The sequence below is a fragment of the Rhizobium sp. K102 genome (assembly GCF_022385315.1).
GTDB classification, from domain to species: domain Bacteria; phylum Pseudomonadota; class Alphaproteobacteria; order Rhizobiales; family Rhizobiaceae; genus Rhizobium; species Rhizobium croatiense.
Genome location: NZ_CP092436.1, coordinates 1354420 through 1372369, shown reverse-complemented (window position 1 = coordinate 1372369; position 17950 = coordinate 1354420). Strand labels below are relative to the sequence as shown.

Below are 17950 nucleotides of genomic sequence, written 5' to 3'. Positions count from 1 at the left end.
CGGATTGAACGAATAACCCGGGAATAAACAACGCCTCAGGCGAGCAGCGCCTCGTAGGCCTGGTAGATGGCGAGGAAGTCGGCGGCTTTCAAGCTCGCCCCGCCGATCAGCGCGCCGTCGACATTGGCAATGCCCATCAGTTCGCCGGCATTGGCCGGCTTGACCGAGCCGCCATAGAGAAGGCGCATCTTGCGGCCCTGGTCGCCGAAGCGCGCCGCCATTTCGGCGCGCATGAAGGCATGCGCCTTTTCCACGTCGCCCGATGTCGGCGTCACACCGGTACCGATCGCCCAGATCGGCTCATAGGCGATAACCGTATTTTCGGCGGTTGCGCCATCCGGAACGGAGGCCGAAAGCTGGCGCTTGATGATGTCGAGCGCCTGGCCGGCGCGGCGTTCGTCCGCCGTCTCGCCGATGCAGATGATCGCGGTCAGCCCGGCGGCAAAGGCGGCCTCCGCCTTGGCGCGCACCAGATGGTCCGTTTCGGCGTGGTCGGTGCGGCGTTCGGAATGGCCGACGATCACATAGGTGCCGAAACTGTCGGCGATCATTTCGGCCGAGATGTCGCCGGTATGCGCCCCGGACGCCTTCTGATGGCAGTCTTGCGCGCCGATCGAAAGCGGGCTGTCGGTGCAAAGCGCGGTCGCCACATAGAGCAGCGTCGCCGGCGGGCAGATCAGCGCCTCGACCTTGTCGGCGAGCGGCGGGCGAACACCCTCGGCGATCGCCTTGATCTGATCCAGAGAGGCACGGGTGCCGTTCATTTTCCAATTTCCCGCCACGAGCGGGCGCACGTCAGGTGTCATGCCGGCCTTCCCTAAATCTGCTTATGCCTGCGGCCATATCAAAAGCTTGCGGCAAAGAAAAGCATCATGCCCTTGGCGTAAGGGGAATCTCGGCGATCCCAGGCAAATTTTGCCTAAAATCGCCCGCGAGAGCCTTTCCTGGTTAGATTGAAGCATTCTGCCGGGAGCAGGTTTTCGTCAGGGCAGAGGCGATGGCGACGGGCATACCCCAGGTATGTCCGAGCCGATCGCCTCTGATCCTGGCGGAAAGATGCCCGGCCCACCGGCCGCACCGCTTCGCCGCGGCGAAGCGATCAGTGCGTCCGGCGATTCCCAAGTCTTGCAGATTTGCCTAGCAAATCTGCGGGAGGGTTGGCTGAAACGGGCCGGCTGATCGACCGGCCGGGCTTGGCCGTAGAGCTGGGCTACGACGCGCGCCGGCCGGTCGACCATCCAACTCCGTTTGAGCCAACAGAATGCTTCAATCTAACCAGGAAAGGCTCTAAGCCGCAAAAATCCAGTTCAACACCCTGCGCCAGTCGATCATCCGGATCGGCGTTCCGTGATTGCCGGTCTGAAACAGCGTGAAGCGCGTCGGATATTTTGCCTTGTGCAGTTTTTCGAACAGCGCCTGCTGGTCGCTGGCAGCATAGACCGGATCGCGGCTGCCATGCGCGAACCAGAGCGGCAGTTTCGCCCGGTAGAAGGCGCTTCTGGTGAAATCGGGATCGGTAACCCCGCTCATGACAAGCATGCCCTTCAGCCGCTTGACGCTGCCCTCGTCACGGGCAATCCCCCAGCAGACCTGGCTCCCCATCGAGGCGCAGGACAGGATGACCGGACGGCCGGGCGATTGGGTGCTGGCATAGCGGATGAGGCCGGCGATGGCGGCGACGCCGTTGCTGTCGAAGCTCTTGACCGTCGGCGAATAGTAGACGCCGCCATTGCCGGCGGCGAGGTTCTTCAGCCGGTTGAAATTGCCGCCGAAGCTGTAGTCGTTGGCCCCGAGCCGGCGGTCGCCGTCGCGGCCGTGGATGAAGATCACCGTGAAAGCGGCATTTTGCGCCGGTCCCACCCTGGTGACATCGAGGCTGATGCCGTCGAGGGAGAGCGTTTCGTCCGCCTGGGCCTTGCGGATGCCGAGCGCCACATATTTCTGCTGCACCCGCTTTTGCGGGATCTGGTCGCGGCCATTGATATCGCGCATCTCATCGTAGTCGATGACCTCGAAAGCACCGTCGTCGCCGGTCTGCAGGATGGTCTGCTTCGAGAACAGATCATCCTTGAAGGGTCCCAGCGCGCCGGCCGCCTGCGCCGGCCCGCCTGATACCAGCACGACCGCGGACAGGAAAAACGCCGCAATTGCTGATATAACAGTGCAATCACTTGTGGACATTCGCATGCGGATGGTTCCCTGAAGCCTGCCGCCGCTTGCCATTCCGCGCCCGGCAACGCAAATCATGTGTCAAACTCCGCCAGAATTGGCGGTGTCGCGTATAGAGGTGCTTTCTGGCAGAATCTGCCTGATTCGCAAACGTGACATGAAATGCGGTGATTTTGGGTCGGCGGCGGATGCAAGCCCAAGACAGGATGAAGATCTGAACGGCTCCATGGACGACAGCAACGACCTTTTTTCCGGACTGCCCCTTTCTGAAAAACGCGAGGAGGCACAGAAGCCCGTAGCGCCGGCCGAGCGGCCAGCGGCCGCAGCGCCCATCGCCGGGACGCCGCCCTCCGCCTCTGCGCGCCCGGCGCCCGCCGGATCGAACTCGGACGACTACGGCGCCTCGTCGATCCGTGTCCTCGAGGGCCTCGAGCCGGTGCGCATGCGCCCGGGCATGTATATCGGCGGCACCGACGAAAAGGCGCTGCATCACCTCTTTGCCGAAGTCATCGACAATGCGATGGACGAGGCGGTCGCCGGACACGCCAATTTCATCGAAGTGCATCTCGATCTGCAGGGGTATCTCACCGTCACCGACAACGGCCGCGGCATCCCGGTCGAGAACCATCCGCAGGTTCCGGGCAAATCGACGCTCGAAGTCATCATGACCAAGCTGCACGCCGGCGGCAAATTCGACGGCAAGGCGTACGAGACATCGGGCGGTCTGCACGGCGTCGGCGTCTCGGTCGTCAACGCGCTGTCCGACTTCCTCGAGGTCGAGGTGGCGCGCAACCGCAAGCTCTACCGCCAGCGCTTCTCCCGCGGTCTGCCGCAGGGCGGGCTCGAGGAATTGGGCGACGTCCACAATCGCCGCGGCACCCGCGTGCGCTTCCATCCCGACGCCCAGATCTTCGGCGAGCATATGAAGTTCGACGCCGCCCGCGTCTTTCGCATGGCGCGCTCCAAGGCTTACCTCTTCGGTGGCGTCGAGATCCGCTGGAGCTGCGAGCCCGGCGTTCTGCCGGAAGGGTCCGAGGTGCCTGACAAGGCCACCTTCCATTTCCCCGGCGGCCTCAAGGACTATCTGCAGGCGACGATGGGCAAGGAGTTCACCGTCACCCGCGAGATCTTCGCCGGCAAGACCGAGAAGGCCAGCGGCCACGGCTCGATGGAATGGGCGATCACCTGGTATGGCGGCGATCCGCAGGTGCATTCCTATTGCAACACCATCCCGACCCCTGAAGGCGGCACGCACGAGGCAGGCCTGCGCATCGCGCTGACCAAGGGTCTGAAGGCCTATGCCGAACTGACGCAGAACAAGCGCGCCGCGCAGATCACCACCGATGACGTGATGATCTCGGCCGTCGGCATGTTGTCGGTCTTCATCCGCGAGCCGGAATTCGTCGGCCAGACCAAGGACAAGCTGGCGACCGTCGAAGCCCAGCGCATCGTCGAGAATGCGCTGCGCGACCCCTTCGACCACTATCTCGCCGACAATCCGAACGAGGCGGCCAAGCTGCTCGACTGGGTGATCGAGCGCGCCGAGGAGCGCCTGCGCCGCCGCAAGGAAAAGGAAGTCAACCGCAAGACGGCGGTGCGCAAGCTGCGCCTGCCCGGCAAGCTCGCCGACTGCTCGCAGAATACCGCCGAAGGCGCCGAGCTCTTCATCGTCGAGGGCGATTCGGCAGGCGGCTCGGCTAAGCAGGCGCGCAACCGCGCCAATCAGGCCATCCTGCCGCTGCGCGGCAAGATCCTCAACGTCGCCAGCGCCGGTCGCGAGAAATTCGGCGCCAACCAGCAGCTCGCCGATCTCATCCAGGCGCTCGGCTGCGGCACCCGGGCGAAATACCGTCAGGAAGACCTGCGCTACGAGCGCATCATCGTCATGACCGATGCCGACGTCGACGGCGCCCACATTGCTTCGCTGCTCATCACCTTCTTCTATCAGGAAATGCCGGAGCTGGTGCGCGGCGGTCACCTCTTCCTCGCCGTTCCGCCGCTCTACAAGATCACGCAAGGGGCGAAATCCGCCTATGCCCGCGATGACAATCATCGCGCCGAACTGATGCAGACGGAATTCAAGGGCAAGGCCAAGGTCGAGATCAGCCGCTTCAAAGGTCTCGGCGAAATGATGCCCGCCCAGCTCAAGGAAACCACCATGGACCCGTCCAAGCGCACCCTGCTCCGGGTGCTGATCGACGAGGTGGATTTCGAAGGCACACGCAGCGCCGTCGACGATCTGATGGGCACCAAGCCCGAGGCCCGCTTCCGCTTCATTCAGGAGCGCGCCGCCTTCGCCGAAAACCTGGACATCTAGACAGGCCTCAGGCGTGCCGAACGGTTCGACAGAGACCATCGGCGCGCTGCGTTTTAGCATTTGCGATTTCACGGAACTGACGAAGAACCGTAACAACTCCGTCAAACAACCGGCGCATGAAGCGGTCGGCGCGCCTCCCCAGGGAGGAACGCCTGCTTCCGTTCGAACCTTTTCAACCCTTGCCGGATATTTGCCATGACCAAGCGTTTTCTCGCGACTGCCGCTTTCGTTCTCCTGTCCAGCACCGTGACTGTCAGCGCCACCGATATCGGCGCAACCGCCGAAACCGCCTGCCCCTTCGGCGATTGCGCCGCCGGCATTTCGCTCTCCTATCTCGGTGAATTCGTCATCCCGACCGGCCAGATGGAAAACGGCGTCGAATTCGGCGGTATTTCCGGCCTCGATTTCGATGCCGCCACCGGCCATTATCTCGCCATCAGCGACGATCGCTCGGACAAGGCCCCGGCCCGCTTCTATGAACTCGACGTCAATGTCGACGCCTCCGGCCTCAAGGGCGTTTCCATCGTCAAGAATGTGACGCTGAAGGACAAGAACGGCGAGCCTTTCGCGGCAAAGACCGTCGATCCGGAATCGATCCGCCACGGCAAGGACGGCATCTATTGGGGCAGCGAAGGCGACGCCAAGGTGCTGCTGCCGCCCTTCGTCCGCGTCGCTGCGCCGGACGGTACTTTCCTGCGCGAATTCAAGCTGCCGGAAGGCTTTGCGCCGACCATCGACAAGTCGACCGGCATCCGTGACAATCTCGCCTTTGAGGATCTCGCCGTCGCACCCTCGGGCGACGTTTTCGTCGGCCTCGAAGCCGCCCTCTACCAGGACGGTCCGAAGCCGTCTCTGATCACGGGCAGCCTGTCGCGCATCATCCGTTACGATGGTGCGACCGGCGAGCCGAAGGCTCAATATGTCTACCCGGTCTCGCCGATTCCGCGGGCCGCCACCAAGCCCGACGGCGGCAACGACAACGGCATGTCGGAAATGCTCGCTCTCGACGATCACCGCCTGCTCGCCGTTGAGCGAAGCTATGCCGAAGGCGTCGGCAACAACATCAAGATCATGATGATGGATCTCGCCGACGCGACCGACATATCGGCCATCGCCTCGCTCGCCAAGGACGACCAGCGGGTCGTCCCGGTTCGCAAGAGCCAGATCCTTGATCTTAGAGCAATCGGCCTTGTCCCCGACAATATCGAGGCGATGTCGTTCGGCAAGGCCAAGGATGGAACCTACGTTCTCATTCTCGGCTCGGACAATAATTTCTCGGCCGCGCAGAAGACGCAGTTCTACGCCTTCAAGATTTTGCGTCGCCCGCAACAGTAAGACATCAGCACTTACGGCTGAATAGCGATGCTTTCTATACGCTTTCACGGCGCGGACCTTGAAACCGCCGGGTTCATAGCCCATAACCAGAAGACAAGAATAAGAAGAGGCGCGCGTGGGTGTGTTTGACCGTCAGAGAAGCAATCATGAACCGCGATGGCTGGGCTCGTCGGCGCCGACACGCGCGCCGCTGATACCCTCCATCTCAGCGGCGCGCTGGCTGCTGGTGCTGATCGTCGCCGCCGGCGTCTATTTCTTCTACGGCTTCCTTGTGCCGGTGCTGGCCGCCCTCGTCATCGGCTTCGCCAGCTGGCCGCTCTACCGCAAGCTTCTTGCCCGTGTCGGCGGCAATACGACGATCGCCGCGACCATCGCCATCATCATGATCGTCACCTTTCTGGTCATCCCGATCGGATTTGCGGCCACCTATACGACGGGCGAAGTGCGCACCTGGCTCGCCTGGGCAATCCACGCCAACCGTTCGGGGGCCTCGACACCTGGCTGGATTGCCGCCTTGCCGTTTGCCGGCCCCTATCTCGACGAGCTTTGGACAAAATATATCGGCAGCCCGGGCGCGCTCGGTGAGCTCATCCAGGCGGTCAGCGGCGCCCATATCGGCAATATCTACCGTGCCGTTCTTGCGGCCGGCGGTGGCGCCTTCCATCTTCTGCTGACGCTGCTCTTCATGCTGATCGCGCTGTTCTTCGTCTATCGCGACGGCGTCTCATTCTCCAAGCAGATCGACATGCTGGGCGAGCGCATCCTGCCGAACCGCTGGGAACGCATTTCTCGCGTCGTTCCGGCGACAATCAGTTCCACCGTCATGGGCATGACGCTGATTGCGATCGGCGAAGGCATCGTGCTCGGCCTTGCCTATTGGGTCGCCGGCGTGCCGTCGCCGGTGACACTCGGCGTGCTGACGGGCGTGATGGCACTGATACCGGGCGGTGCGCCGCTCTCCTTCACGCTGGTCTCCATCTATCTCCTGGCGAGCGGCTCGCATGTCGCCGGCGTCGGCCTCTTCGTCTGGGGCACGGTCGAGCTCTTCATCGTCGACAAGACATTGCGACCGAAGCTCGTCGGCGGTCCGATCAAGCTTCCGTTTCTGCCGACCTTCTTCGGCCTTGTCGGCGGCGTCAAGACGATGGGTTTCCTCGGCCTCTTCATCGGCCCGGTGCTGATGGCGCTGATCGTCGCCATCTGGCGCGAATGGATCCACGAGGCCCGCAACGCCGATACTAGCGAGAGCGGGCCGCAGATCGTCATCGACGAACAGGCCCCACCGTCCAAGCCGGTTCCCCGAGTCGCCGAAGGCTGAAGCGGGTCTGCTGGGTGCTATCCCAGCCGCTTTTCCATGAACAGGCTGAGCGGGTCCGGCAGATAGGCGCCAAAGGCCTCGATCTCCCGATATCCGTATTTGCGATAAAGAGCGATCGCCTCGGGCTGATAGATGCCGGTTTCGAGCCGGATCGCCATCAGCCGCTTTTCCCTTGCGACCGCCTCCAGCGCGTTCATCAAGCCGCTGGCGACCCTCAGTCCCCTCGCCTGCGGGTCGACAAACATGCGCTTGATCTCTGCCGTACCGTCGCCGGCCTCCACCAATGCGCAGCATCCGACGATTGCGCCATGGTTGCGCGCGACGAAGAAACTCACTGACGGTTTTTCCAGGAGAGAAAGGTCCACCAAATGATTGCTCTCGGCCGGATAGAGCGACTGCGCATAGGCATCGGAAAGATCGAGAAGGCGGATGACGCCCTCCTGCCGCGGTGGCTCTTGGGCAATGGTGACGGACATGCTGGCTCCCGATGCTTGCGAGGCGCAATTTTTGCTCGACATGACAAAGAGTTAATGCTCTTGCCTTCATTCGGTTGGAATTGCGCCGTCTAAGGCGATGTCAGGTTCAATAGCCAAGGAAGCAGAATATGCAAGCGGTGCTCATCGCGATGACCATTCTCGGTTGCGACGATTCCGTCACCCAGTGCAGCTATGTCGCGACAGTCGACAAGCGTTGGGAAACCGTTGCCGCCTGCGATGCCGAGGCCGAGCGCCGGCTGAAGGCCTATGCCAATGTCAGCTATCCCTCGGTGATCGCCGTCTGCGAGGCGCCGAAAGCGGTTGCCGCCGCCGAACCGCCGAAGCCGGCGCCGGCCACCATTCCTGCGCCCGAGCCTGTCGAAGAACCCGTGGGAAAGCTCGCCAGCTTCGCTGAAAATATCGCCGGCCAGGTCCGCGCGCATCTTCCCTCGGGCCGGGGCGTCGAGGAGACGCTCTCCAAGCCCGTGCACTTCGTATCCGCCAGTTATTCCTGGGTAGTGACTCGGATCGCCGATTAAAGCATGTCGCGCAAAAGTGTGAGCAGTTTTGCGGCAACGACATGCGTGAAAACCGAGAGCTAAAGCGCAAGGAGCGAATCTGAAAGATCGCGATGCGTTTTAGGCCGCTGCAAGCGCCGCATAGACGCGGGCTGATTGCCGCTGTTCGGCGACATGCAGTTTCTCCACCATATCGAGCAGCTCTCCGACCGCGCCATGTGCGCCGTCGTGATGGCGGAATTTTTCGAGAAGACGACCGCAGACGGTGCCGAGCACGCTGCCCGGCGCCTTCCGGGCCGCCTCGCGCCACAGAAGCGTCGCCTCCACGAAGATCACGCTGATATCCCTCGGCAGGCCCGCGGACTCATAGAGTGCGCGAACCGCATGCATGCGTCCCGTCGCCAGGATCGAGCGCACGCGGCGCTCGCCGCAGCCTGTCAGATCGACGATCGCACCGGCGAAGAAGTCCACCTTGCCACAGCAGAGGGCGTGCATCAGGAAGGACGGCGTCAGACGGCCGTTGAGGCGCAAATGCTCGACGAGGTCGGGTATCTCCCGGGGAGCGATATCGCCGGCGATCGATACGATCGCCGCTTCCGTCGCCTCGCGGCTGATCCGCTGCAGCCGCTGCAGCCCGATCGCCGCTTGAACAAGCGGCAGACCGACCAGCGCATTGCTGACATGCTGGGTCAGCAGCTGGCGGGCATCGGCCGGAAGATCGCTGCGTTCGAGAAGCAGATTGCGGATATCGCAGCAGTCGCCGAGCCGTTCGGCGATGCGCTTCAACGAAAGGCTGGAAATGACAGCCCCCTCGTTCTCGAGCAGGCAGAGCAGATCCTCCTCATCGCCGACTTCCGCAAGGGCGGCTGAAACCGGCCGCGTCACACGCGCCCTCGCGGCGATCAACATCCGGGTTGCGCCATTGCCGCGTGCGGCGAGATCGACGAGATCGGCATCGGTCAGAAGCGGTGAACAGGTGACGGCGTGGCAGGCAATCTCAGGCTGATCGGCGGCGAGCGAAAGGACCAGGCTGCGCGGCGCGTCGGACGACCAGGCGATCGCCTCGGCAAGGGCAAGCCGCACGCGCGGCGACGGATCGTCGAGCAGAAAGGTCATTGCCATCTCGGCCGCCGTCCGCTCCTCCGCGCTCATCTGAGACTGCAGATAGGCTCGACCGAGTGCGTTTGCGGCCCGGGCCCGATCGCCGGTCTTGGCCGTTTCGATCCAACGAAGGAAAGCTTCTACGATCACGCGACGCCCCAGCACTTGAACGCGATTCCCTCGCGTTCCTTTCATTGCTGTGACCGTAGCGGCAAAAGGTTTAAGATTCGTTCACCATGTTTCTTAAGCCCTTGTATGCCTTCGCGTCAGCCCTCGACCTGCGGCCGGAGCATCTCGAAGACATCGCTGCCCTCGCTGTAATCCATGTAGCCCATGCGGGCCACAGGCCGGGCGATCGACATGTCGAGGCGGCCGTCCCTGACAATCGCCTCGTCGATGCGGATGCCGATGACCTCGCCGAAGACGATGACGTTTTCGGACGGCGTACCCGACAGCGTCTTCGGCTCGATGATCTCGGTGACCCTGCATTCGAGCACCGCGAAAGCCTCGCCGACATAGGGGGCGTCGATAAGTTCGGCCTGCTTCGGCGTCAGTCCGGCGAAGCCGAATTCGCTCTCGCCATAGGGCAGCGCGGCCGAGGAAAGGTTCATCTTTTCGGTGAGATCACGGCTGACGAAATTGCAGGTGAAGACGCCGGTCTCGGCAGCGTTGCGCTGGCTATGTTTGCGCCCGGCGGAAGAAAACATCACCAGCTTCGGCCGGTCGGCGACGGCGTTGAAGAAGGAATAGGGCGCGAGATTGATCGAGCCATCACTGCCCTTGCTGCCGATCCAGCCGATCGGACGCGGCGAGACGATCGCCTTGAAGGGATCATGCGCCAGCCCATGGCGGTTGCTGTCGGTCGTGTAGAACATCAATCCTCTCCACCGATCCAGGTGACAGTGTCGGCAAGCTCCGGCCGCGGCCGCTCGATTGCCGGAAATGTCGTCGAACCGATATGGATGAAGCCCGCCACTTTTTCATCGGAACCAACGCCGAGCAGCGGATAGGAGCGCTCATCATAGGCGAACCACTCCGTCAGCCAGTTGGCCACGTAGCCATGGGCATTGGCTGACAGGATGACGTTGAGGCAGAGGGCGCCGGCCGACATCAGCTGCTCCCATTCCGGGATCTTGATGTGCGGCCCCGCCCTGCTGACGACGGCGACGACCACAGGCGCGCGGGTGAAGCGGGTGCGTTCGACCTGGATCATCTCTTCGGAAAGGTCGGGTTTCGTCTCGAGCGCCAGCGTCAGTAGCGCCTCGCCGAGCCGGACTCGCTCCTGTCCGCGATAGACGATGAAGCGCCAGGGCGCGATCTTGCCGTGATCGGGAACACGCGAGGCAAGGCGCAGGATTGCCTCGATCTCGGCCTTTTCGGGGCCTGGTTCGCACATCTGAAAAGCGGGGATGGAGCGGCGCACGGCGAGGTAGTCGATCAGCTTGATATCGGATTTCATGCGGGAGAAACTTTCATTTTTATGCTGCTGCGAAGCGTGGGTCTTGAATTTGCCATCGCGTTGGTCTTGAAGTGGCCTTTGCGATTTCAGAAGTCAATCGGTTCACGAAACAGATGTTTGGCATTTCGCCTTTTGCACGCCTCGGCCTCGTCATCGCCCTGATGGTAGTGACGCCCCTCGGCGCCGGCGCGCAGGACGCTTTCAAGGACTTCAAGCAGATCGAATCGACGCCGAAGATGCCGAAGCTCAACGCTTTCATCGCGCCCGGCACCGCCCCCGAAGCCGCCAAGCTGCGCGACGTCGCGATGGAAGCCAAGCTGACGGCCGACGGCACGCCTGTCGAGGATGGTCTGTCCTGGTACGTCTTCAGCCCGATCGCCGGAACCGACGGCAAGCTGCCGCTGATCGCCAGCGCCAAGGGCGGACCCGCCGCCTTCCAGCTCGCTCCCGGCGATTATTTCGTCAATGTCTCCTTCGGCCGCGCCGGCGTCACCAAGAAGCTGACGGTGCCGGCCGACGGCGAGGTCGACAAGCAGGTGATGGTGCTTGATGCGGGCGGGCTGCTGCTCAATGCCGTCTCCGGCACCGATGCCCGCATCCGCCCCGATCAGTTGAGCTTCTCGATCTATTCCTCGGAAGTCCGCGACGACGGCGAGCGCGGCCTCGTCGTGGCCGACGTCTCCCCGAACACGGTGGTGCGCCTCAATGCCGGCACCTATCACATCGTTTCCGAATATGGCAGCGTCAATGCCGTCATCCGCGCCGACATCCAGGTCGAGGCCGGCAAATTGACCGAGGCGACGATCCAGCATCGCGCCGCCCAGATCACCTTCAAGCTGGTCTCCGAAGCCGGCGGCGAGGCGATCGCCGATACGGCCTGGTCGATCCTGACGGCAGCCGGCGACAGCGTCGGCGAGAGCGTCAGCGCCTTTCCAACCATGGTGCTTGCCGAAGGCGAATATTCCGCCGTCGCCCGCAACAAGGACAAGATCTACCAGCGGGATTTCAAAGTGGTCGCCGGCAGGAACACTGATGTCGAAGTTCTGATGAAGGACCAGCAGCCGCAGCAGCCGGAGAGTGCGGCGCGCACGGTGCAGCAGGTGCCGGCCGGCACGCCGCCGCCGCCGGGTGTCCAGCCGACTCCGGAAGCGCCGCTGCCCTCCTATGAACAGCTCGTGCCGCAGGGCGGTGACGGGGCCAGCCTCGATTGATCTTACCGCAAGCGGTGCCGGCTCATCCGCTTCGAGCGCGGCGCCATCGAAAAGACGGCCTCATGGAGGCGGGCGAGCAGATCTTTGCGGTCGCTACCCTCGCTCAATGACTCCCAGCTCAGCATCTCGCCGACATGGGCCGTGATCGTGCGGCCGGACAGCCGGCGGAACTCGTGGATCAGCAGCGACAGACGTAGCGTCATCGATGTCAGGCTCGCCAGGTGGAACAGCCGGCCATTCTGGCCCTCGAAATAGACCGGCAGCACATTTGCCCGCGCCGCCTGGACGAGTTTTGCCGGAAACAGCTTCCACGGCAGGTCCTCGGCGCGGCCGAAACCCCTTCTCGCAGTGGCAACGCCGCCAGCCGGAAAGACGATGATGGTCGTGCCGTCCTTGAGCAGCCGCACCGCCTCGTTCCGGCTCTTCATATTCATCGCCAGGGCCTCCCGAGTCTCTTCAAAGGAGATCGGCAACGAATAGGACGCCATCTCAGGCACCTTCAACAGGTCGTTATGAATGAGTATCTTGAAGGGACGACCGAGCTGTTCGGCAAGCGCCAGGACAGCAATGCCGTCGCCGATGCCGAAAGGGTGGTTGGCGATGATGACGATCGGTTCAGTGGGAACGGGTTCGAGCGGCCAGTGGCCCTTGACGTCGATCGCGACGTCGATGAGATCGAGCGTCCTGGCGAAGACGCGATCGCTTTTGCCGATGATGTCGCGGCGCCAGATCTCGTAGAGGCCGACATAATGATCGCGGCCCGAAAGCCCTTCGATCGAACGGATCAGCCACCGCTTCAGCCGCGGGTCTGCGTCGCTGGCATAAGATAGTTCTTTGAAGCGCACGCCGGCCCCGGGATAATCCGCTCCCCGTTTGCGACGACAATATTGCGGTTTCATATCAGATTTCCGACAGCGCCAGATGGCGCTGCCGGATAAGGGCGTTTCAGGCCGCCTTGGCTTTTTTTGCTTCGGCCTTGCGGCGGATATCAGGCGGTGTCGCCTCGAGCGTCAGGCTCTCGACCGCGGCGTCGAGCTCCATCGAAACCTGGTCCTGGCTGCCGAGGCGGCGGATGTTGACCGTGCGCTCCTCGGCCTCCTTCCTGCCGCAGACGATGATGACAGGAACCTTGGTGACCGAATGCTCGCGGATCTTGTAGTTGATCTTCTCGTTGCGGAAGTCGGTTTCGACGTTGAGACCGGCCTCGCGCAGCGCCTCGGCCACTTCAAGCCCGTAGGCATCGGCCTCCGAGGTGATCGTCGCGACCACCACCTGCAGCGGCGATACCCAGAGCGGCATATGGCCGGCGAAGTTCTCGATCAGGATACCCAGGAAGCGTTCCATCGAGCCGCAGATGGCGCGGTGGATCATCACCGGCTGCGTCTTTTCGGAATTGCTGTCGATGTAAAAGGCGCCGAAGCGTTCCGGCAGGTTGAAGTCGACCTGCGTCGTACCGCACTGCCATTCGCGGCCGATCGCATCCTTCAGCGTATATTCGAACTTCGGACCGTAGAAGGCGCCCTCGCCCGGCAAGATACCGGTCTTGATGCGGCCCTCGGACTGCGCCTCGATCTTCTTCAAGACGTCGGTCATCACGGCTTCGGCGCGATCCCAGAGCGCATCGGAACCGACGCGCTTTTCCGGCCGGGTCGAAAGCTTGACGACGATTTCCTTGAAACCGAAGTCCTCGTAGACCGACAGGATCAGATCGTTGATCTTCAGGCATTCGGCGGCCATCTGCTCGTCGGTGCAGAAGATATGCGCGTCGTCCTGCGTAAAGCCGCGCACGCGCATCAGCCCATGCAGCGCGCCCGAGGGCTCGTAACGATGCACCAGGCCGAATTCGGCAAGCCGGATCGGCAGCTCGCGATAGGATTTCAGGCCATGCTTGAAGATCTGCACGTGCCCCGGGCAGTTCATCGGCTTCAGCGCGAAGACGCGGTTGTCGGCTTCCTTGTCTTCGGGATGCGTCATCGCATGCGCTGATTTCACGGCGAACATGTTTTCCTGATACCAGCCCCAGTGGCCCGAGGTTTCCCAGAGCGACGTGTCGAGCACCTGCGGCGCGTTGACTTCCTGGTAGTCGGCCGCGAGCCGGCGCCGCATGTAGGCGACGAGCGTCTGGAAGATGCGCCAGCCCTTGCCGTGCCAAAAGACGACGCCCGGACCTTCCTCCTGGAAATGGAACAGATCCATCTCGCGGCCGAGCTTGCGATGATCGCGCTTCTCGGCTTCGGCCAGCATATGCAGGTAGTTGTCGAGATCGGCCTGGTCAGCCCATGCCGTGCCGTAGATGCGCGACAGCATGGCGTTGTTGCTGTCGCCGCGCCAATAGGCGCCGGCGACCTTCATCAGCTTGAAGGCGGTGCCGACCTGGCCGGTGGAGGCCATGTGCGGGCCGCGGCAAAGGTCGAACCAGTCGCCCTGATGATAGATCTTCAGATCCTGCCCTTCCGGGATCGCATCGACGAGCTCGACCTTGTACTGTTCGCCCTTGGCGGCAAAAACCTCCTTGGCCTTGTCGCGCGACCAGATCTGCTTCGTGAAGGGCGCGTTGCGGGCTATGATCTCCTTCATCTTCTTTTCGATCTTCGGCAGATCGTCGGGCGTAAACGGCTCGTTCTTGGCGAAGTCGTAATAGAAGCCGTTTTCGATGACCGGGCCGATCGTCACCTGGGTGCCGGGCCAGAGTTCCTGCACGGCCTCGGCCATCACGTGCGCGGCGTCATGCCGGATAAGTTCCAGCGCGCGCGCGTCCTTGCGAGTGATGATTTCGATCTTGCCATCCGTGACGGCGTCGGAAAGGTCACGCACGGCGCCGTCGATTGCTATGGCGACGGCGCTCTTGGCGAGCGACTTGGAAATGGATTCGGCGACATCCTTGCCGGTTGCGTCAGCCGGGAAGCTGCGCACCGAACCATCGGGAAATGTCAGGGAAACGGATTGGGACATTGAAATTCTCCTTGTCCAGTCCCGCCAACGAATGCGGGTGGTTGCAACGACAGCGCCTCCGTCCTCGGATGCGCTGCCGCCTGATACTCAGATTTCCCTCGGGAGTAAAGAAGGAGCGGGCCTACATGATCATTTGCGCGAGGCCGCAGACCGTGTTCCAGTTCCGCATCGTGCCGATGCCTATCCGCTTGGTCGTCAGTGCCGACAGCAGCTTGGATTGGCTCGGCTTGCCGGCGAAATCGATCCAGAGGTCGCCGCCGACGATGGCGATGCGCTGGCCTTCCGTCATCAGCGGCTTCAAAGCCTCGACCTTCTTCGGGTCGACCGGCAGGCGCATCACCCGGACGATCACCTGGTCGCCGCTGCCATCTCTGAACGGATTGGTGCTGCAAAGCGCCATCCAGGTGCAGTCGCTGCGCACGATGATATCGACATGTTTGCCGAACTTCTCTTCGAAGCCCTCTTCCAGCGCGACCTCGAGTTCATGCGGGCGCATTTCGTCGGCCTCGAAAACGAGATTGCCGGTCGAAACCAGCGTGCGCGGCTCGCGATAGCCAAGCTCTTTGGCAAGCGCGCGCAGGTCTTCCATGATCACCCGGCGGTCCGGCGTCAGGACGATGCTGTGCAGGAGGGCAATGAAGGTGCTCATGGCCGCCAGGAATCCTCTTATCCCAGGTGAGAAACCACGGTCATCGAATGGTGACCGCGCCTCGCCCGTCGTCGCTGCCGGCTCTCCGCCACGCACGCATATTCGCCTGGTATCGCCATGGCATTCACCCTCTTTTGCGTCCGAGGGAGAGATACCGCCAAGGGGCCCACCAGCGGAAGCCGTCGCCGAGCGCCTCGGGCACCGGGTCGAGGCCGCTGGTGCCGCCCGGGCCGCAGCGGCTGACGCGAAACAGCGTCATCCAGCCGCCGGCCCATAATCCGTGCCGGGCGATCGACTCATAGCCGTATTCGGAGCAGGTCGGGATATGGCGGCAGGAATTGCCGACAAAGCCGGAAAGCGTCAACTGATAGAGGCGGATCAGCCCCATGCCGAGCAGGCGGTCGGGGGTTTTGCGGAACGGGCCGGTATAATTGCGGGAATAGCGCGCAGGCCTTTCGCGCGGCTGGCTCGATCCGGCCGCTCCGCCACCGCCCTCATCGTCAGCCTGCCGGACGCAGAACTCGCACATCTCGCTACGCCTCGATCACTTCCGCCCGTTTCGCCTCGATCTGCCCGATCGCATCGACGACCGCATCGAAGGTCAGCATCGTCGAAGCATGTCGTGCCTTGTAGTCCCGCACGGGCAGCAGGTAGCGCATGTCTTCGAACCGTCCGGTAGGCCCAGTCCCATCCGCCTTCAACATGGCGAGCATGTCGAGACGCGCCTGCCGCAATTCGCCCGATGTGGCGCCGACGACATGACGGGCCATGATCGAGGACGATGCCTGGCCGAGTGCGCAGGCCTTCACGTCATGCGAAAAAGCGGTCACGACTTCGCCGTCCATCTTCAGCCATATCCGTACCTTGGAACCGCATAGCTTGGAGTGTGCCTGGGCGGTCGCATCGGCGTCCGCCAGCGTGCCGGTCAACGGAATATTGCCGGCGAATTCGAGGATTTTGCTGTTGTAGATGTCATCCATGCTGGGTTTCCGCTCCAAAATCGCTGCGGATCGGCCTTAATGGCGCTGTTATTGTTATTGAAACAAAAAACACACCGTGTCGCCTGAGGATACTTACATACCATGGCCGTCTTCCTATATGTATGTCGTTCGAAGGCCATGAAAATGCAATGGCCTTGTGTAAGTTTGATTGGGAAACCGTGCCGGACGGGCATTGAATTGCCCCGAACGCCCCGGAGCCTGCCAAAGGTGCATGAATTCCCGCATGGGACTGACCAGTGGCAATTCCGACAGATGGGTCCGCGCTGCGGACCAGGAGACCATTGATCATGGACGCCATCGTAAAGAACTTTCCGCAGCCGAACCGCGACTCGGACCGCCCCTCCCAGCAGGAGGCTGAGGAAGCCGTGCGCGTTCTGCTGCGCTGGGCCGGTGACGATCCGACGCGCGAAGGCCTCATCGAGACGCCCGCCCGCGTCGCCAAGGCCTATCGCGAGCTTTTTGCCGGTTACGACATGGCGCCGGAGGACGTGCTCGGCCGGACCTTCGAAGAGGTCGCAGGCTACGACGACATGGTCCTCGTCAAAGACATTCCCTTCTACTCGCATTGCGAACATCACATGGTCCCGATCATCGGCAAGGCCCATGTCGCCTATATGCCGGATGGACGCGTGCTCGGCCTGTCGAAGATTGCCCGTGTCGTCGAGATTTATGGCCGCCGCCTGCAGACGCAGGAAACGATGACGGCCCAGATTGCCCGCGCCATCGACGATACGCTGCAGCCGCGCGGTGTTGCCGTGATGATTGAGGCCGAACATATGTGCATGGCGATGCGCGGCGTTCAGAAGCAGGGTTCGACCACGTTGACGACCACGTTTACGGGAACCTTCAAGACGGAACCGGCCGATCAGGCCCGTTTCATGAGCATGGTGCGGGGCCGCTGATACCGGCTCCCGCAGGAGGGCCGCGATGAGTCATCTGATCTTCAATCAACCATCCGAGGACAAATCGGCCTTGGAAGACGCCGGCGATTTCACGCCGCGTTTCGACGACCGCGGCCTGATCACCGCGATCGTGACCGACGCCGGCGACGGCGAACTGCTGATGGTGGCGCACATGAACGCCCAGGCGCTGGCGCTGACCATCCAGACGGGAACGGCCCATTATTTCAGCCGCTCGCGCGGTAAGATCTGGAAGAAGGGCGAGACCTCGGGCAACCTTCAGACGGTGAAGGAAATTCGCACCGATTGCGATCAGGACGCCATCTGGCTGAAGGTCGAGGTCGCCGGCCATGACGCCACCTGTCACACCGGCCGCCGTTCCTGCTTCTATCGCACGGTCACGCTTCGCCAGGGAAAACCGATGCTCGATATCGTCGACGACGAGCGTCATTTCGATCCGCACGACATCTACGGAAAATAGGTCGAACGTCCCGGCATTTGCCCCTTATTGTGCCAGAAACCGCTTCTATATACCATTTGGCAAT

General features: G+C 62.4%; 18 protein-coding genes. 7 read left to right on the top strand and 11 right to left on the bottom strand.

Annotated elements, in window-relative coordinates; genetic code table 11:
- Positions 1-35 precede the first annotated feature (35 nt).
- Both tpiA and MHI61_RS12620 read right to left on the bottom strand, forming a co-directional pair.
- The gene (gene tpiA, locus MHI61_RS12625) at positions 36-806 is read right to left on the bottom strand and encodes a triose-phosphate isomerase (protein ID WP_239792259.1); all 771 of its coding nucleotides are present in this window, start codon (positions 804-806) and stop codon (positions 36-38) included.
- Between the two features lie 481 nt (positions 807-1287).
- The gene (locus MHI61_RS12620) at positions 1288-2187 is read right to left on the bottom strand and encodes an alpha/beta hydrolase (RefSeq protein WP_239792258.1); all 900 of its coding nucleotides are present in this window, start codon (positions 2185-2187) and stop codon (positions 1288-1290) included.
- A 208-nt stretch (positions 2188-2395) separates the two neighbouring features.
- Between MHI61_RS12620 and parE the strand changes: the two genes are divergently transcribed.
- From parE to MHI61_RS12605, 3 genes are all read left to right on the top strand, one after another.
- Positions 2396-4486: a DNA topoisomerase IV subunit B gene (gene parE / locus MHI61_RS12615; RefSeq protein WP_239792257.1), complete on the top strand. Its 2091-nt coding sequence runs from the start codon at positions 2396-2398 to the stop codon at positions 4484-4486.
- Between the two features lie 195 nt (positions 4487-4681).
- On the top strand, positions 4682-5821 hold the full coding sequence (locus MHI61_RS12610; RefSeq protein ID WP_239792256.1) for an esterase-like activity of phytase family protein: 1140 nt from the start codon (positions 4682-4684) through the stop codon (positions 5819-5821).
- A gap of 115 nt (positions 5822-5936) precedes the next feature.
- Positions 5937-7139 carry an AI-2E family transporter gene (locus tag MHI61_RS12605; protein ID WP_239792255.1) on the top strand — a complete coding sequence of 401 codons (1203 nt, stop codon included), beginning with the start codon at positions 5937-5939 and terminating at the stop codon, positions 7137-7139.
- Between the two features lie 17 nt (positions 7140-7156).
- Here MHI61_RS12605 and MHI61_RS12600 read toward each other — a convergent pair whose 3' ends face one another.
- Positions 7157-7615, bottom strand: a complete 459-nt coding sequence (locus tag MHI61_RS12600) for a GNAT family N-acetyltransferase (protein ID WP_239792254.1) — start codon at positions 7613-7615, stop codon at positions 7157-7159.
- A gap of 128 nt (positions 7616-7743) precedes the next feature.
- Here MHI61_RS12600 and MHI61_RS12595 point away from each other — a divergent pair, with 128 nt between their 5' ends.
- Positions 7744-8154: a hypothetical protein gene (locus MHI61_RS12595; RefSeq protein ID WP_239792253.1), complete on the top strand. Its 411-nt coding sequence runs from the start codon at positions 7744-7746 to the stop codon at positions 8152-8154.
- 99 nt (positions 8155-8253) lie between these two features.
- Here the strand turns inward: MHI61_RS12595 and MHI61_RS12590 are convergent, their stop codons facing one another.
- From MHI61_RS12590 to MHI61_RS12580, 3 genes are all read right to left on the bottom strand, one after another.
- Positions 8254-9399, bottom strand: a complete 1146-nt coding sequence (locus MHI61_RS12590) for a DUF2336 domain-containing protein (RefSeq protein ID WP_239792252.1) — start codon at positions 9397-9399, stop codon at positions 8254-8256.
- A 101-nt stretch (positions 9400-9500) separates the two neighbouring features.
- Positions 9501-10109: a flavin reductase family protein gene (locus tag MHI61_RS12585; RefSeq protein ID WP_239792251.1), complete on the bottom strand. Its 609-nt coding sequence runs from the start codon at positions 10107-10109 to the stop codon at positions 9501-9503.
- A complete protein-coding gene (locus MHI61_RS12580) occupies positions 10109-10693 on the bottom strand; it encodes a nitroreductase (protein WP_239792250.1) in 585 nt (194 codons plus the stop codon). Before MHI61_RS12580 ends, MHI61_RS12585 begins: the two co-directional genes overlap by 1 nt.
- 113 nt (positions 10694-10806) lie before the next feature.
- Here MHI61_RS12580 and MHI61_RS12575 point away from each other — a divergent pair, with 113 nt between their 5' ends.
- Positions 10807-11904: a hypothetical protein gene (locus tag MHI61_RS12575; RefSeq protein ID WP_239792249.1), complete on the top strand. Its 1098-nt coding sequence runs from the start codon at positions 10807-10809 to the stop codon at positions 11902-11904.
- Positions 11905-11906: 2 nt separating this feature from the next.
- On the opposite strand, the gene MHI61_RS12570 is transcribed toward MHI61_RS12575, so the two are convergent.
- From MHI61_RS12570 to MHI61_RS12550, 5 genes are all read right to left on the bottom strand, one after another.
- Positions 11907-12749 carry a lysophospholipid acyltransferase family protein gene (locus MHI61_RS12570; RefSeq protein WP_239792836.1) on the bottom strand — a complete coding sequence of 281 codons (843 nt, stop codon included), beginning with the start codon at positions 12747-12749 and terminating at the stop codon, positions 11907-11909.
- A 100-nt stretch (positions 12750-12849) separates the two neighbouring features.
- The gene (gene thrS, locus MHI61_RS12565; RefSeq protein ID WP_239792248.1) at positions 12850-14856 is read right to left on the bottom strand and encodes a threonine--tRNA ligase; all 2007 of its coding nucleotides are present in this window, start codon (positions 14854-14856) and stop codon (positions 12850-12852) included.
- A gap of 121 nt (positions 14857-14977) precedes the next feature.
- Positions 14978-15505, bottom strand: a complete 528-nt coding sequence (locus MHI61_RS12560; RefSeq protein ID WP_004680208.1) for a DUF1697 domain-containing protein — start codon at positions 15503-15505, stop codon at positions 14978-14980.
- Between the two features lie 124 nt (positions 15506-15629).
- Positions 15630-16034 (bottom strand): membrane protein insertion efficiency factor YidD, encoded by a 405-nt coding sequence (yidD, locus tag MHI61_RS12555; RefSeq protein ID WP_239792247.1) that lies wholly within the window; start codon positions 16032-16034, stop codon positions 15630-15632.
- Positions 16035-16038: 4 nt separating this feature from the next.
- The gene (locus MHI61_RS12550) at positions 16039-16485 is read right to left on the bottom strand and encodes an iron-sulfur cluster assembly scaffold protein (protein WP_097607917.1); all 447 of its coding nucleotides are present in this window, start codon (positions 16483-16485) and stop codon (positions 16039-16041) included.
- 308 nt (positions 16486-16793) lie between these two features.
- On the opposite strand from MHI61_RS12550, the gene folE reads away from it, so the two are divergent.
- On the top strand, positions 16794-17408 hold the full coding sequence (gene folE, locus MHI61_RS12545; protein ID WP_239792246.1) for a GTP cyclohydrolase I FolE: 615 nt from the start codon (positions 16794-16796) through the stop codon (positions 17406-17408).
- A gap of 25 nt (positions 17409-17433) precedes the next feature.
- Positions 17434-17886, top strand: a complete 453-nt coding sequence (hisI, locus tag MHI61_RS12540) for a phosphoribosyl-AMP cyclohydrolase (RefSeq protein WP_239792245.1) — start codon at positions 17434-17436, stop codon at positions 17884-17886.
- Positions 17887-17950 lie beyond the last annotated feature (64 nt).

Bases quoted from the DNA above. Each gene is read 5' to 3' on its own strand.
- tpiA (WP_239792259.1), bottom strand. From the start codon at position 806: ATGACACCTGACGTGCGCCCGCTCGTGGCGGGAAATTGGAAAATGAAC.
- MHI61_RS12620 (WP_239792258.1), bottom strand. From the start codon at position 2,187: ATGCGAATGTCCACAAGTGATTGCACTGTTATATCAGCAATTGCGGCG.
- parE (WP_239792257.1), top strand. From the start codon at position 2,396: ATGGACGACAGCAACGACCTTTTTTCCGGACTGCCCCTTTCTGAAAAA.
- MHI61_RS12610 (WP_239792256.1), top strand. From the start codon at position 4,682: ATGACCAAGCGTTTTCTCGCGACTGCCGCTTTCGTTCTCCTGTCCAGC.
- MHI61_RS12600 (WP_239792254.1), bottom strand. From the start codon at position 7,615: ATGTCCGTCACCATTGCCCAAGAGCCACCGCGGCAGGAGGGCGTCATC.
- MHI61_RS12595 (WP_239792253.1), top strand. From the start codon at position 7,744: ATGCAAGCGGTGCTCATCGCGATGACCATTCTCGGTTGCGACGATTCC.
- MHI61_RS12585 (WP_239792251.1), bottom strand. From the start codon at position 10,109: ATGTTCTACACGACCGACAGCAACCGCCATGGGCTGGCGCATGATCCC.
- MHI61_RS12580 (WP_239792250.1), bottom strand. From the start codon at position 10,693: ATGAAATCCGATATCAAGCTGATCGACTACCTCGCCGTGCGCCGCTCC.
- MHI61_RS12575 (WP_239792249.1), top strand. From the start codon at position 10,807: ATGTTTGGCATTTCGCCTTTTGCACGCCTCGGCCTCGTCATCGCCCTG.
- thrS (WP_239792248.1), bottom strand. From the start codon at position 14,856: ATGTCCCAATCCGTTTCCCTGACATTTCCCGATGGTTCGGTGCGCAGC.
- MHI61_RS12560 (WP_004680208.1), bottom strand. From the start codon at position 15,505: ATGAGCACCTTCATTGCCCTCCTGCACAGCATCGTCCTGACGCCGGAC.
- yidD (WP_239792247.1), bottom strand. From the start codon at position 16,034: ATGTGCGAGTTCTGCGTCCGGCAGGCTGACGATGAGGGCGGTGGCGGA.
- MHI61_RS12550 (WP_097607917.1), bottom strand. From the start codon at position 16,485: ATGGATGACATCTACAACAGCAAAATCCTCGAATTCGCCGGCAATATT.
- folE (WP_239792246.1), top strand. From the start codon at position 16,794: ATGGACGCCATCGTAAAGAACTTTCCGCAGCCGAACCGCGACTCGGAC.
- hisI (WP_239792245.1), top strand. From the start codon at position 17,434: ATGAGTCATCTGATCTTCAATCAACCATCCGAGGACAAATCGGCCTTG.